Origin of the sequence: Actinoallomurus spadix, from assembly GCF_024055725.1 — a bacterium.
GTDB lineage: Bacteria > Actinomycetota > Actinomycetes > Streptosporangiales > Streptosporangiaceae > Actinoallomurus > Actinoallomurus spadix.
In genome coordinates this window covers 69,876-83,189 of record NZ_JAMXMX010000030.1, presented here as the reverse complement: position 1 = coordinate 83,189, position 13,314 = coordinate 69,876, and the positions used below count along the sequence as shown (strand labels likewise).

At 73.4% G+C, this 13,314-nt stretch carries 16 protein-coding genes; 5 read left to right on the top strand and 11 right to left on the bottom strand.

Annotated elements, in window-relative coordinates; all coding sequences use genetic code 11:
- Positions 1-63 precede the first annotated feature (63 nt).
- From NE235_RS32255 to NE235_RS32245, 3 genes are all read right to left on the bottom strand, one after another.
- The gene (locus tag NE235_RS32255) at positions 64-225 is read right to left on the bottom strand and encodes a hypothetical protein (RefSeq protein WP_252809705.1); all 162 of its coding nucleotides are present in this window, start codon (positions 223-225) and stop codon (positions 64-66) included.
- Positions 226-363: 138 nt separating this feature from the next.
- Positions 364-1,176 (bottom strand): GAF domain-containing protein, encoded by an 813-nt coding sequence (locus tag NE235_RS38460; protein ID WP_252809703.1) that lies wholly within the window; start codon positions 1,174-1,176, stop codon positions 364-366.
- 78 nt (positions 1,177-1,254) lie between these two features.
- Positions 1,255-1,908, bottom strand: coding sequence for a universal stress protein (locus NE235_RS32245; protein WP_252809701.1), 654 nt, complete (start codon positions 1,906-1,908; stop codon positions 1,255-1,257).
- Positions 1,909-2,209: 301 nt separating this feature from the next.
- Between NE235_RS32245 and NE235_RS32240 the strand changes: the two genes are divergently transcribed.
- Entirely contained in the window at positions 2,210-2,425 is a 216-nt protein-coding gene (locus tag NE235_RS32240; protein WP_252809699.1) for a V-type ATP synthase subunit F, read from the top strand.
- A 70-nt stretch (positions 2,426-2,495) separates the two neighbouring features.
- Positions 2,496-3,233, top strand: coding sequence for an HAD family hydrolase (locus tag NE235_RS32235; protein ID WP_252809696.1), 738 nt, complete (start codon positions 2,496-2,498; stop codon positions 3,231-3,233).
- 22 nt (positions 3,234-3,255) lie between these two features.
- On the opposite strand, the gene NE235_RS32230 is transcribed toward NE235_RS32235, so the two are convergent.
- Complete coding sequence (locus tag NE235_RS32230) at positions 3,256-4,122, bottom strand: universal stress protein (RefSeq protein WP_252809694.1); 867 nt, start codon at positions 4,120-4,122, stop codon at positions 3,256-3,258.
- Positions 4,123-4,313: 191 nt separating this feature from the next.
- On the opposite strand from NE235_RS32230, the gene NE235_RS32225 reads away from it, so the two are divergent.
- Entirely contained in the window at positions 4,314-4,901 is a 588-nt protein-coding gene (locus NE235_RS32225; protein WP_252809691.1) for an Rv1733c family protein, read from the top strand.
- A gap of 68 nt (positions 4,902-4,969) precedes the next feature.
- Here the strand turns inward: NE235_RS32225 and NE235_RS32220 are convergent, their stop codons facing one another.
- Positions 4,970-5,962: an Acg family FMN-binding oxidoreductase gene (locus tag NE235_RS32220; protein ID WP_252809688.1), complete on the bottom strand. Its 993-nt coding sequence runs from the start codon at positions 5,960-5,962 to the stop codon at positions 4,970-4,972.
- Between the two features lie 47 nt (positions 5,963-6,009).
- Entirely contained in the window at positions 6,010-6,873 is an 864-nt protein-coding gene (locus NE235_RS38455; RefSeq protein ID WP_252809686.1) for a universal stress protein, read from the bottom strand.
- Between the two features lie 875 nt (positions 6,874-7,748).
- On the opposite strand from NE235_RS38455, the gene NE235_RS32210 reads away from it, so the two are divergent.
- Together NE235_RS32210 and NE235_RS32205 are read left to right on the top strand one after the other, a co-directional pair.
- On the top strand, positions 7,749-7,973 hold the full coding sequence (locus NE235_RS32210) for a hypothetical protein (RefSeq protein ID WP_252809684.1): 225 nt from the start codon (positions 7,749-7,751) through the stop codon (positions 7,971-7,973).
- 246 nt (positions 7,974-8,219) lie between these two features.
- Positions 8,220-8,744: a hypothetical protein gene (locus NE235_RS32205; protein ID WP_252809683.1), complete on the top strand. Its 525-nt coding sequence runs from the start codon at positions 8,220-8,222 to the stop codon at positions 8,742-8,744.
- 83 nt (positions 8,745-8,827) lie between these two features.
- Here the strand turns inward: NE235_RS32205 and NE235_RS32200 are convergent, their stop codons facing one another.
- Genes NE235_RS32200 through NE235_RS32180 form a run of 5 tightly spaced genes read right to left on the bottom strand, consistent with a single transcriptional unit; the run spans position 8,828 to position 13,215 of the window.
- The gene (locus tag NE235_RS32200; RefSeq protein ID WP_252809681.1) at positions 8,828-10,543 is read right to left on the bottom strand and encodes a PP2C family protein-serine/threonine phosphatase; all 1,716 of its coding nucleotides are present in this window, start codon (positions 10,541-10,543) and stop codon (positions 8,828-8,830) included.
- Positions 10,540-11,568 carry an ATP-binding protein gene (locus NE235_RS32195; protein ID WP_252809679.1) on the bottom strand — a complete coding sequence of 343 codons (1,029 nt, stop codon included), beginning with the start codon at positions 11,566-11,568 and terminating at the stop codon, positions 10,540-10,542. Before NE235_RS32195 ends, NE235_RS32200 begins: the two co-directional genes overlap by 4 nt.
- Before the next feature lie 2 nt (positions 11,569-11,570).
- Positions 11,571-11,993 carry an ATP-binding protein gene (locus NE235_RS32190; protein WP_252809677.1) on the bottom strand — a complete coding sequence of 141 codons (423 nt, stop codon included), beginning with the start codon at positions 11,991-11,993 and terminating at the stop codon, positions 11,571-11,573.
- Positions 11,990-12,367 (bottom strand): STAS domain-containing protein, encoded by a 378-nt coding sequence (locus NE235_RS32185; RefSeq protein WP_252809675.1) that lies wholly within the window; start codon positions 12,365-12,367, stop codon positions 11,990-11,992. The genes NE235_RS32190 and NE235_RS32185 overlap by 4 nt, the downstream gene beginning before the upstream one ends.
- A complete protein-coding gene (locus NE235_RS32180; protein ID WP_252809673.1) occupies positions 12,364-13,215 on the bottom strand; it encodes an STAS domain-containing protein in 852 nt (283 codons plus the stop codon). Before NE235_RS32180 ends, NE235_RS32185 begins: the two co-directional genes overlap by 4 nt.
- Positions 13,216-13,314: the final 99 nt, after the last annotated feature.

Here is a 13,314-nt window from a genome sequence, read left to right as displayed (position 1 = left end):
CGCGGGCGGGGGCCCCGGGGGGGGCCCGCGCCGGCGTACGGGCGTTCGGACCGGGTCCGGTGGCTAACCGTGCTCCGCGCGCTCGGCCCGGCGCGGCCCGCTCTCGACCTCGCGCCTGACCTCTCGCTCGGCCCGCCGCCGGGCCTCGGCGAAGTAGCGCTTGGGGTCACGGATCATGCGCTCCGACCGATCGTCGGAGTCCTGTACGACGATGTCGTCCGCCATATCCACTCCCTCCCTATCCGCAAGTGTCGGTGCCGTCAGGGCGCAGGTCAATCCGGATCACCGCTCGCCCTCTGACACGGCGCTCGCCGGGTCACCGGCCGGTCCGGACCGGAGTGACCCGGCGCGGGCCGTGGCCGGTCACCGCCCGATCCGGAGCAGCCCCTCGTCCGGCGCGCCGTACGCGAGGGCGTCCGCGAGCAGGCCGGCCAGGAGCCGCACGAACGGCACCTCCGCCTCGGTCACCCCGGCGACGTCGATGGCGTCGACCGTCAGCATGCCGAACGCCCGCTCTCCGGCGACCACCGGCACCGCGATGAACGAGCGGTACCCGTGCTGCGCCGAGCCGTGCCACCCCGGCGGCGGGTCGGTCTCCACGTCCAGCGCCACGACGGACTGGTTGTGCCGGATCATCGCGAACACCGAGTCGCCCTCGACCGTGCCCTCCTCGAACACCGTCACCGGCTCGTCCGCGCGCCCGGCGTACTGCACGGGTTCCAGCTTGCGCGGCTTTCCCGGGACGAACCGGAACCAGCAGGCCCGGACGCGTTCGGCGTCGATGAGGTGCGCGGCCGAATCGAGGATCATCGGGACGGTGGCCTCCCGCAGGTTGCCGCGCTCCTGGCGGGTCGTGGCGGTCGCGATGCGGCCGAGCTGCCGGACGATCGGGTCGAGCGCGTCGTTCATCGTCACCCGCATCTCGACGGCGGCCTCGATGGCGGCCTGCTCGGCCTCCTTGCGCAGGCGCTCCTTGCGGATCTGCTCGTAGCCGGGGACCGCGGCGCCCACCACGCTCATGATGATGCTGAGCGCGATCCACCAGGGTTTGAGCGCGCCGCCGTCGCCGGCCTCGGCGCCCGCCAGGGCGACCAGGCCGACGGAGGCGACGCTGACGCCGGTGGTGAGGTAGATGCGCCCGACGGGACGCCGGTTGCGTCTGGGAGGTAGCCGCACCCACCGCAGATTAGGCGATCTTCGGCGGATCCGCTTGACGTACGGTCACGAGGCCGGTCATCGGAGGCCGGGCCGGCGTCAGGGGGGAGTCGCGCGGACGACGGCGACCGGGCAGTGGGCCCGGTGGACGACGGCCTGGCTCACCGAGCCGAGCATCATGCCGCTCAGCCCGGCACGGCCCCGCGACCCGACCACGAGGAGCTCCGCGCCGGCGGACTCCTCGATCAGTATCGCGCTCGCCAGGCCGGCGCGGACGACCGTCCGCACGTCCGGGCGTTCGCCCGCGAGCCGCGTGAGCATGGCCTCCGCCGGCTCCCGGTCCTCCTCCCGGTCGACGGCGTGGACCAGGGTGAGGCCGCACTCGTGGTCGTCGGCCTCGGCGAAGGCGAACCGGATCGCCGCCCGCGACAGGTCGGTCCCGTCCACTCCGGCCACGACCCGGCCGGCCGACGGTCCGGGCGCGGCGTCGGGCAGGCCGGGGCGGATGACGACGACCGGGACGTCCGCGCGGACCGCGACCTCCATGGCGGTCGAGCCGGTGGCCAGGCGGGACATGGCCAGGAAGCCCGTGGATCCGACGACGATCATCGCGGCGTCGGCGGCCTCGGCGAGCAGCCGGTCCGGTTCCCGTCTCGGCAGCACCCGTACGAGCACACCGCGCCGGCCCGCCTCCTCGATGGCCCAGATGACGGCGTCGTCACCGGAGGGTGTCCCGTCGACATAGGCGATCACGGGTCCTGCCTCCTCGGGGGTACGGGAACCGCTCACCGCCATTCGATTCCACCCCTCAGAGGCACTAAGCGGGACAAAGGTCCCCTTCCGGGCACCCGGGCGGCCCTGCCCCCGGGCCGTCCCGCCCTCGGACCATGAGGGAGCGCCCCGCCACCGGGTCGCCGGGCGGGCGGCCCGCCCGTCACGGCACTCGCGGGGCGGCCGGAGGTGAGCAGGGAGCGGCCGGGAGGCGACGCCTTCCTTGACGCTCCGACGGGGATGACAACGGCCGATTAAGGGAAGACCGTAAGAAAGGCATCAGATGGCCAGAATTGCGATCATCGGGGAAGGGACCAAGGTCACGGGCTTCGGCCTCGCCGGAGCGATCGTCCTGCCCGCGGAGGAACCAGACGCCGTCCGCGCCGCATGGCGCTCCCTCGGCACCGACGTCGCCATCGTCATCCTGACCTCACGGGCGGCACGCGTCCTTGACGGCGAGCCGTCCTCATGGCCGCTCACCGTCGTGATGCCGCCATGATCGGCCGCCACGCTCCACGGCGGGCGGTCGCGCAAGCTCCGCCGAGGACAGCGCGAGAAGGTGAAACCTCATGCGGACCACAGCCCACGAGGGCGTACGCGGTGACATCGCGGCGGTGATATTCGGTGTGGACGGCGTCCTCCTCGACACCGCCCGCGCGTCGGGCACGGCCTGGAAGGCCGTGCTCGATCCGTTCCTGCGCTCACACGCCGCCGTATGCGAGCAGGAGTGCAGGTACTTCGACGCGGGCACCGACTACCGCCGGTACATGCAGGGGCGCACGACGATCGACGGCCTCCGGGAGTACCTCACCGCGTGTGAGATCCCCCTGTGCTTCGACGCCCTGCGCGGCCTGAGCTCACGTCATGAGGAGGAGTTCCTCACGATCGTCCGCCGGCTCGGCGTCCGGGCCTTCGCCTCCTCGGTCGGCGTGGTCCACGCGGCCCGCCTGCGCGGGCTGCGCACGGCGACCGTCTCCGCCACCCGGTACGCCGCCGAACTGCTGCGCCGAGCGGGCGTGGCGGGGCTGTTCGACGTCCGTCTGGACGCCCTCGACCCGATCGAGATCCGTCCCGCGACGGCGGACCTCTGCCTCCTGCGGGAGGCCGCGCGGCGGATGGGGACACCTCCGGCGCGGACGGCCGTCATCGAGGAGAACCTCACCGCCGTCCGTGCCGCGCGGCGCGGCGGGTTCGGCCTCATCATCGGGGTCGACCGGGGCGGCCGGTCCCTCCTGCTGCCCGAGTACGGAGCGCACCAGGTGATCACCGACCTGTCCGAGCTCATGCTCGAGCAGCCCGTCGCCTGACGCCCTTCCTCCTGTCCTCACATCACCTGCGGGGGCGTACGATCGCGACCGAGCACGGGGCGTGGACCAGCACGGCATGGCTCACCGAGCCCAGCCGCAGCCCCGGGAGGCCACCGAGCCCGCGGTCCCCCACGACGAGGAGCCCGGCGTCGCCCGCGGCCTCCAGCAGCGCGTGGCGCGGCGTCCGCATCACCAGCCTGGTCTCCGTCTCCACGGACGGGTACTTCTCCCGCCACGGGCACACCGTTCGCTCCAGCCGGGCGGCGCCGAGCATCCGGAGCTGCTCCGGGTCCCGCAGCATGCCCATCTCGGCGGAGGCGATGGCGTCGGCCTCCCAGCAGGCGAACACCGCGCGTACGGGCCGCCCGCGCAGGGCGGCCTCCTCGAACGCGAACGCCAGCGCGGCCTCTCCGGCGGGTGATCCGTCCACGCCGACGACGATGGGACCGTCGGGCTCCGGATCGTCACGCATCACCAGCACCGGGCAGTGGCCGTAGGCGGCCAGGTGCAGAGCCGTCGATCCGGCTCCGAGACCGGCGAACCCGCCGCGTCCGTGTGAGCCGACGACCGCCAGCGCGGCGTTCTCCGACTCCTCGATGAGGACCGCCGAGGCCGGGCCCGTCGCGAACCGCGGCCGCACCGTCAGCGCCGGGCACAGCTGCTTGGCGACGAACACACCGTGGTCGAGCGTGTGCCGCCCCATCCTCCGCGCCGTCTCCAGCGCTTCGGGGCCCGACGGCGGGACCGGGTACGGCCAGTGCCAGGCGTGGCAAACCGCCAGCGGCAGCCGGCGTCTCCTCGCCTCCCCCACCGCCCGGCGCAGGGCGCGCTCGGCTCCCGGGGAGCCGTCGAAGCCCACCAGGACGTAACTGCCATCAGAGGTCGCCATGGGATCTTCCCCCTGCTCTCCGTCAGGACTCCGCTTCTTGCAGCCAACCGCGCCGTGCCTTCGGCGAGCAGAGGCAAAAGCCCACGGAGGGGAAGGACTCTCGGACTCTCAGGCCAGGACCAGAGACCCTCCCCAAAATCATGCGAGGACGCCTAACCTGCGGGTAGAGGTGGCCGTGATGGAGGTGTCCCATGCGTGCACTCACGATCCAGGTGCTGGGCTTCATCCGTTACCTGCGCCCGGACCGCAACCCGCTACGGCGTCCGCTCGACCGGCTCCACTCCCGCCTCGTGGCGCTGCTCGGAGCGCTGTTCCTGATCACGGGCGTCATCGCCTCCGCGCTCATGATCCACTTTGTGGCCGGCGCCGGCGTGCGGGCGGAGCACCGCCAGGCGCAGACCCGCTACCAGGTCGACGCGGTGGTGACCGCCACCGGCGCGGCGGCGTCGCGGAACGGCGTCGAACAGGAGACGCGGCTGCGCTGGCTCGACCGTACGGGCCGCCGGCACACCGGCGGCGTCGTCCCGGCCGGCGACGACCACGTCGGCGCGCATCGCCGCGTCTGGATCAACCAGGCGGGCGACCTCACGGCCCGGCCCCGTACCCACGCCCAGACGCTGACCGACACGACTCTGGCCGTGTTCGCCGCGCTGACCTCGCTCGCGATCCTGCACGCCGGCGCGTACGCCGCGGTCAACCGCCGCCTGGAGCGCCGGCGGATGGCGCTGTGGGAGGCCGCGTGGACGGCCACGGCACCGCGCTGGACCGGACGCGCCTGACCAGGACCGGACGCGCTGCGCCTGACCGGGCTCTGCGCTCTGCCTCAGATCTCGCTCAGATCTCGGCCTCAGATCTCGCCCACCACCACCTCGGCGGCCGGCCGGCGGACGCTGTCGAACCGCTCGTCCGCCACCCCGAAGCGCATCAGCATCTGCGGGTACGTGCCGTCGCAGAAGCGCGTCCGGATGAACTCCCGCAGTTCCGGGACCTCCAGCGCCTGGGTGTGGAACGCGGCCGACACGTCGTCCTCCGTGGCGCGCAACAACACCCTCTGCAGCGCCTGGCCCGCCCGGAGCCAGTCCTCCCGGCCGTCCCCCGTGGTCGTCAGGACGCCGACGACCCCCGCGGACTCCCCGTCTTCGTCGCCGGCCAGCCCCCAGCCTTGACCGCGGGCGAAGTCCCGGCCGGCGAAGTGCGGATCGGTGCGGCCCGGATCGCGCGGATAGGCCGACTCGTGCACCCCGTCCAGCCGTTCGCTGCACGGGGCGGGCGCCCAGCGGGCCATCTCCGCCGCGAAGGCCGGGTCCGCGCACTGCACCTGCTCGGCCGCCTCGGACAGCGCGGCGAGCGCGACGCGCACGCGCGGGTCGGCCACGATCCGCAGGGAGGCGTTCTCGGCGCACGCGTGAGCGCGGAGGGACTGGAGCAGACCGACCGGGAGCGCCCCGGCCCGGAAGGCGCCGCGATGGGTGCGCCGCCGCTTGACCTGGTCGTACATCCGCAGCTCCTCGTCGGTGGCGGTTCGCGGCTCCCCGAGGGTCACGTCGGCGATCAACCCCGGCCGGTCCGGATCGGCCGCGATCCGTACCTCCGGCAGCCGGCCGAGACGGCGCACCGCCAGCCGCAGCGTGAACAGCGCGGCGCCGCAGCTGATCAGCATCTCCCGCCCCTCCGGGTCCGCCACGTCCAGGCGGCGCTCGGTGTCGGAGTGCAACGTGACGGTCTCATCGTGAGCGTCGAACCACCAGGGCTGGGTGTTGTGCACCGACGGAGCCCACACCGCCGCGTCGACGAGCAGGTGCGCGACGGTCTCGCGCTTCGAGACGTTCGCGGGATCCATTCTCTGTCCTCCTGTCCTGCACGAGCTGTGCGCGCGGGAACCGTTCGTCACCGCGTGGCCGGTACGACGGCCAGCGGGCATTTCGCCCGGTGCAGCAGCGCGTGCGACACCGAACCGAGCAGCAGACCCTTGAAACCGCCCCGGCCGCGTGTCCCCACGACGAGCAGGTCCGCCCGCTCGGTGGCCTCGGCGAGCACGCGCACGGCACGTCCGTGCACCACCTCCGGGACCACCTCGACGTCGGGCCACTTCTCGCGCCAGGGCGTCAGCGCCTCCTCGATCCGCCGCAGTTCGTCCTCCGCCATGGCCTGCGGGTCGTACACGAGCGGCCGGATGTCGCCCGGAGCGGACGAGGCGGGGTGCCACCACGCGTGAACCACCCTCAGCGGTGCGGTCCGCAGCGCCGCCTCCTCGAACGCCAGGGCGATCGCCGCCTCCCCGGTCGCCGCCGTGTCCACCCCCACCACGACCTCCCGCCGCGCCTCCGGCGCCAGGCCGCGGACCACGACCACGGGCACCGGCGAGTGCGCGACCACCTGCAGGGTCGTCGACCCCAGGACGAGGCCCGCCGCGCCCATCCCGCTCCTGCCCAGCACCAGCATCGCCACCTCGCCCGCCCGTCCCAGGAGCATCCGGGTCGCCGGGCCCGGCACGAGTTCGCCCTCGACCGCGACCTCGGGTTCGCGCTCGCGCGCGGCGGCCACCGCCTCGTCGACGACCGTGCCGCCCTGGGACAGCAGCCACACCCGGATCGAGGCGAAGCGCGGGTCGACCGGGGTCTCGTACAGCCATGGCGCGACGGCGTGGACGATGCGCAGCGGCAGGGCCCGGCGCACCGCCTCCTCGGCCGCCCATCGCACGGCCGCCGTGCCGCTGTCGGACCCGTCCGTCCCCACGAGGACCTGGTTCACGAAGGTCGCCTCCTTCCCGTGCCCGCCGCGCTCACCGCGGTCGCGATGAGGCTTCAGGTTCAGGACATCCGGCGGCCGCGGCGGTTCCCAAGGGCGGAAGGTCCCTGACCGGCTCCCGTTGGTCCCGACGGAAGGCCCGGACCGCGCCAGGGCCGGTGGCACGGCGGGGCCGGTGGCACGGCGGGGCCGGTGGCACGGCGGGGCCGGTGGCACGGCGGGGGCGGTGGCACGGCGGGGGCGGTGGCACGGCGGGGGCGTACGTGCCAGCGCGCCGGCACGTACGCCCGGCGGCGACGAGAGGGCGGTGGGCGGGACGGGTCGCGGACCGGCGGCGGAGCTCCCGTTTGCCGTCCATGGTGAGCCGGAGCCCCGCACATGAGGATTCCATTGTGCCGACCGCCCCGGGCGATTCCCCGCCCGGCGATCCGATTGTTCGCGCCATGCCGGAATATGCGATCGACGGCGGCGAAAACGCCGGGCATTCACGGTGGCGAACCGCGCGCTCCCCAACCCGTACGGCTTCGCCCCGGGCCGCTTCGGCGCCGCCCCGGGGCGACGGGGATTCCCCGCCCGGGCGGGTTCATGAGCCCGCCCGGGCGTACGGCACCGCCCGTACCCGGCGGCCGCCACCACCTGCCTGAAGCAGCAGGTTCACCTCCTCCTCCCCAGAGGCAAAAGCACCCATATTTACCCCTTAAAGGGCAGATATATGACATGGAGGACGAGAGTCAATCCTCACCATATATGGGCACATCAGGTTGAATCCGGCCGACCGAGGATATGGTGTTGTTTGTGGCGAACGGACCGAAATAGTCCAATTGCCGGGCGTGATCGATAGGCGACACGCCAACGCGCCGACCAAGGAGGTTCTTCAGATGAGGATTCCGAAGCGGATGGCACTCGGCATCTCCGGCCTGGCCTTTGCGGGAGCGACCGCCCTCACGCTGGGCGCCGCCGCACCGGCCGGCGCCCAGACGATGAGCGTCGCCCCCCAGCAGGCACAGCTGCTTCCCAGCTGTGGCGGCGGCTGGGGCGGCGGCTTCGGCTGCTGGGGCGGCTGGGGCTGCTTCGACGACTGCTGGGACAACTGCTGGTGCTGAGCAGCAGGCATTAACACGCCGGTGAACGCGTCCGTCTAGTCGGGCCGGCCGGTGCCGTCGGCAAGGGGTCTCGCACCACAGGGTGCGGGACCCCTTCGCGCGCGGACCCGACCCCGACCTCGGGCCCCGGGGAGAACATGAAACTTACTCACAAGTAAGTTGACGCTGATTACGGGCTTGTTACAGATAAGTAAGAGGCCCGGGTCAAGTCCCCCCGCTAGGTTCCCGGGCCGGAAGGAGCCCGCCATGAACATCCTCCCGGGCCGGCGCGCGGCCACCGCCGCCACGGTCATCGCCCTCGGCGGCCTCGGCGTCGTCGCGGCACAGGCACCGGCCGGCGCGTCGACGTTCTCGACCTCCTACACCTGCAACTCGATCCTCGGGACCCAGAGCATCAGCGTCAGCGGAACCGCTACGGCCACCCCGAACCCGGCCAAGGTCAACACCTCGGTCCACGCCGCGGTGCACGTGGCGACCACCCTCTCGTCCCCGCTGTCGATCAACTCCTGGAGCGCGACCCTGACGGCCGACGTGAGCGGCGCGCAGACCGCCTCCTTCCCGCTCACCGGGTCCGGCGGGTCGATCCCCGCCAACCAGTCCATCACCGCGGACGTGGCCGGCAACTGGACGCCGACCGCGGTCGGGACCGACCAGTTCCGAGGCGGCAACCTCAGCCTCAAGGCGAACGTCGCGATCTTCGGGAACATCACGGCGACGTGCACCCCGAACAGCCCGCGCCCCGTCGCCGAGACGCTCACCGTCACCTCCTGATCCTCGGCCGGACCGGACACGGCCCCGCACCCTCGCCTCGCGGTGCGGGGCCGTCTCGATTCGTCCCACCGAGGCGCCGTCCTTCAGACCTCCACCGCGCCGTCCCGGCACCCGAGGGCCGGGACCACGCCGAGGCCCGTGCCGGCCACGGGGTCGGGCAGCGCCCGGAAGATCAGCAGGCAGGTGTCGTCCTCGCGGACACTGTCGCTCAGCATCGCGTCGAGGACGGCGTCGGCGATGTGGTCGAGTTCCCCCTCGGCCGACCTGAACGCCGCGGCGAGACGCTCGATGCCATGGTCCAGGCCGGCGTCGCGGCGCTCGATCAGGCCGTCGGTGTAGAAGATGACGGCGCATCCCGGAGTCAGCCGGGTGCCGTGCTCGGTGATCGCGGCCTTCTCGAACGGCATGCCGAGCAGGAAGTCATGGCCGTCGAGCACGGTGACCGAACCGTCGGGCGCGCGCAGCAGCGGCGGCGGATGGCCGGCGTTCGACCAGCGCAGACGGCCGTCGGGCGACATCTGGGCGAGCACGGCGGTGGCCAGGTCCTCCGGCTGCAGGTGGGAGAGCATCCGGTGCATCCGGGTCAGCACCTCCCCGGGGCCCTCGGCGTCCATGGCGTAGGCGCGCAGGGCCGTGCGCAACTGGCCCATGAGCGCGGCGGCCTGCAGCCCGTGGCCCGTCACGTCGCCGACGGCCACGATCACGTCGCCGTCCGGGCGTTCGAACGCGTCGTACCAGTCGCCGCCGACGTTCAGCCCCGCCTCGGCGGGCAGGTAGCGCGCGGTGAACTCCAGCCGCGCCGCCGGCGGCAGCTTCGTGAGCATGGCGCGCTGCAGGCGTTCGGCGACGTCGCGCTCGTGCTCGTATCGCAGCGCGTTGTCGATCGCCGCCGCGGTGAGGCGCGCCAGCTCGCGGAACATCGCGATGTCCTCGGTGCCGAACGACGCCGCCGCGGCCCGGGCCTCCAGGACGCCCAGCGTGACCCCGTGGGAGATCAGCGGGAGGGCCAGGAGCGGCTCCCGGCCCGGCCCGCCGTCGAAGTCGCCGCCGGCGTCCGCCTCGGCGCGGGCCACGGTGACCCGCTGCATCCGGCCGCTGACGTAGGCCTTCTCGACGTACGGCGAGGGCCCTCCGGTGGCCGGCGCGGCCGGGTACGGCTCCAGTGGCCCGGACCCGCGCGCCAGCCATACCGTCACCGCCGAGGCGTAACGAGGGACGGTGAGGGAGCGCAGCCGGGCCAGGACCGTCTCGTGGTCGAGGGTCTCCGACAGCGTCGACCCGGCGTGGGCGAGGAACTCCAGGCGGGACCGGGCCGCGTCGGCCGCCGCGCGGGCCGTGCGCTCGGCTCGGAGGAGGCGCTGCTGCAGTCCGCTCGCCTCGCGCAGCCGCTCGGTGTTCTCGGCGAGTTCCGCGTGCAGCGCGACGACGCCCTTGTTGGTCTGCTCCAGCTCTTTCTGGGACCACTCGACCAGGGTCTGCAGTTCGACGAGGTGATCGAGCAACGCGGTCCCGCCATGGGCGGGCGTGCCGTCGACCGGTCCCGGGCCCGTTCCCGCGACGGCCAGGGTGAGCGTACGCTCCGGCGGCGTCCCGGCCTTGATCACGGCCGTCAGCCGCAGGTCCTCGGCGCTCAGCTCGATCGTGCCGCCGGGATGGCGGTCGCGCAGCGCGCGGGCGACGTCCGCGAGGAACCGCGCGCGCTCGTCGGCCGCCACCCCGAGCCGGACCGCGGCGTCCGCGGCGCAGGCCAGCGCCGCGCCGGCCTCGGTGACGGGTCCGTCATAGATCCGCTGCCTCATCGAGGGTCCTTGTCCGTCGGGGTCCTGATCACCACCACGGTGGCGTCGTCGTTGCCGCGGTGGGCGTCCCTCCAGATCAGCGCGGCGAGGACGGCGGGGTGGTGACGGTCGACCTGCGGGTAGTCCTCCAGCCGCCAGCGGCCGTTGATCCCGTCGGTGTGCAGGACGAGCAGCGCGGGGCTCGTCCAGCCGGCCGAGTCGACCCGGTGGGAGCGGGCGGAGATCCCGGCGCCGAGGATGCCGGGCACGCACAGGAGGGAGCGCCCCTCGCGGGGCGGGTAGAGGCGGCCGGTGACGTTTCCCGTGCACCCGTACGTCAGCCGGCGCGCCCAGCCGTCGACCTGCGCCACCGCCGCCGCCGCTCCCCTGGTCGTCCGCAGCGCGGTGTCGATCTCGCGCAGCAGCCGGGCGACGTCGGTGACGGTACGGCGCCCGGCCACGTCGAGGGCCGCCTGCCGGGCCTCCGCCGCGGCGGGACCGTGCCCGAGGCCGTCGACGACCACGGCGGTCAGCCGGTCGCCCTCCCAGGCGACTCCGTACCCGTCCCCCGCCACCGACTGCGTGGGGTGCGGGGTGAGCACGCCGCCGACCTCGATTCCGTCCGTGCCCTCCTCGTCGGCCGCGCCGATCCGGGCCAGTACCACCGTGCCCTGTCCCGGGCGGCTGTAGAGGTCGAACTCGGTGGCCGCGCGGCGGCACGTGCCCAGTCCTCCGCCGAGGGACGACGTCGTCGTGTAACCGTCGGCCATCGAGACCGCGACGTCGGGGATGCCCGGACCTCGGTCGACGGTGATCAGCTGGACGACGCCGTTCGCCGACGCGGACACCAGCAGCCGGCCGCCGTACGCGTGCTTGACGAGATTGGTGGCCAGCTCCGTGGCTAGCAGTTCGCAGCGGGCCGTGGACCTGGCGTCGAGCCGGGCCACCCGGGCCGCGGACGTGCTCGCGGCGACGGCGCCGTGGACCTGGCTCTCGTCGGACACGGGGATGTCCCATCCCGCGCCCACCTGCACGCGGAGGCTCACCGTCAGCCTCCCCATGCTCCGCGCGGCCACGCCGTGACGGTGACCGTCGTTCCGCGGCCGGGCGCGGTGTCGATCGCGAACTCCTGGACGAGACGGCGGGCGCCGCCGAGCCCGAGGCCCAGCCCGTGCCCCGTGGTGTATCCGTCGGACAGCGCCGTCTCCACGTCGGCGATGCCCGGTCCCTCGTCGCGGAACCGCAGCCGGATCCCCTGCCCATGGGGCCGATCCAGCCGCGTGATCTCCAGCCGGCCGCCTCCCCCGTGCACCAGGGTGTTCCGGGCGAGCTCGCTGGCGGCGGTGACGACCTTGGTCTGCTCGACCAGGCTGAAGCCGGCGGCCACGGCGGCCTCGCGGACCGCCTGGCGGACACCGGCGATCTCCAGGTCGCTGGTGATCGGCAGGGTGGTCACGGCCGCTGTGGTCACCGGCCCACCTCGCCGGCCTCGACGAGTGCCAGGGCGTCCTCCAGCGACCTGGCGGTGTGCAGGCCCGGCAGGCCGAGTCCCATCTCCACCATGGTGATCGCCACGGGCGGCCGCATTCCGCACACGACCGTACGCCCCGCCAGGATGCGCGTCGCCGCGGCGATCTCCGCCAGGACGCGGGCGAGGAACGAGTCGACGATCTCCACCTGCGAGATGTCAATGATCACCCCGCGGGTCCCCGCGGCGGCCATCTCCGTCAGGTCCTGCCGCAGCGCGACCGCGATGGAGTCGGTGAGCTCCTGCTGGATGCTCGCCAGCAGGACCTCACCGAGCCGGTGCACGGATACGCGCCGCATGCCGGTCGCCGCGTTCACGCCCGGCCGATGCTGGTGCCGACCTGGCCGAGGGCCCATTCCAGCGCGTCGGCCAGCGTGGCCCGGGTGGTGATGTCGCCCAGGTCGATGCCGAGCTGGACGATGGTCTGGGCGATCTGGGGGCGGATCCCGCTGACCACGCACCGGGCGCCCATGAGGCGTACGGCGAGCGCGGTCTTCATCAGGTGCTGGGCGACCACCGTGTCGACGAGGGGGACCCCGGTGATGTCGAGGATCGCCACGGCGGCGTGCTGGTCGACGATCGCCTCCAGCAGCGTCTCCATGACCACCTGGGTACGGGCGCTGTCGAGCGTGCCGATCAGCGGGACCGCGACCACCCGGTCCCACAGTTTCAGGACCGGCGTCGCGACCTCGCTGAGCTGCCGGCGCTGCCGGGCCACGATGGCGCCCTCGTCGCTCAGCGAGATCTCCATGCCGACGAGCCGGAGCGTTCCCATCAGGTCCGTGGCGGCGATCAGCGCCGCGCCGCGGTCGGCGTCCGCGAGCTCCCGGCCGACCATGGCGATCACCGGCCGTTTGAGCTCGGCGACCTCCGCCGCCACCTGCGGCGGCGTCGCCCCGGCCTGGGAACGCGCGGCGATCATCTGGGCCAGGGCGGCGCGCACCTGGTCGAGCGCGGGAACGGTGACGTCGTCGACCCGTCCGTCCCGGGCCACCTCGGTGAGGGCGTCGACGAGGCGGTGGGCGGCGTGCACGGCGACATCGCGGCCGGAGGTGTGCACGGCGCGGAAGAGTGTGAGGTCCGCCCACTGCTGCGCCAGTTGTTCCCTTCGCGCCCGCAGGAAGTCCGCGACCGCGGCGGCGCCGCCGTTCTCCGCTACCGTCACTTGATCATCTCCTCCGGTTCTTGGGTCGACTCGAGATCGGCGGACCGCCATCGCGACGACCGCGGCCCTGGTCAGGGCATGTTCGCCAAGGAATTACGG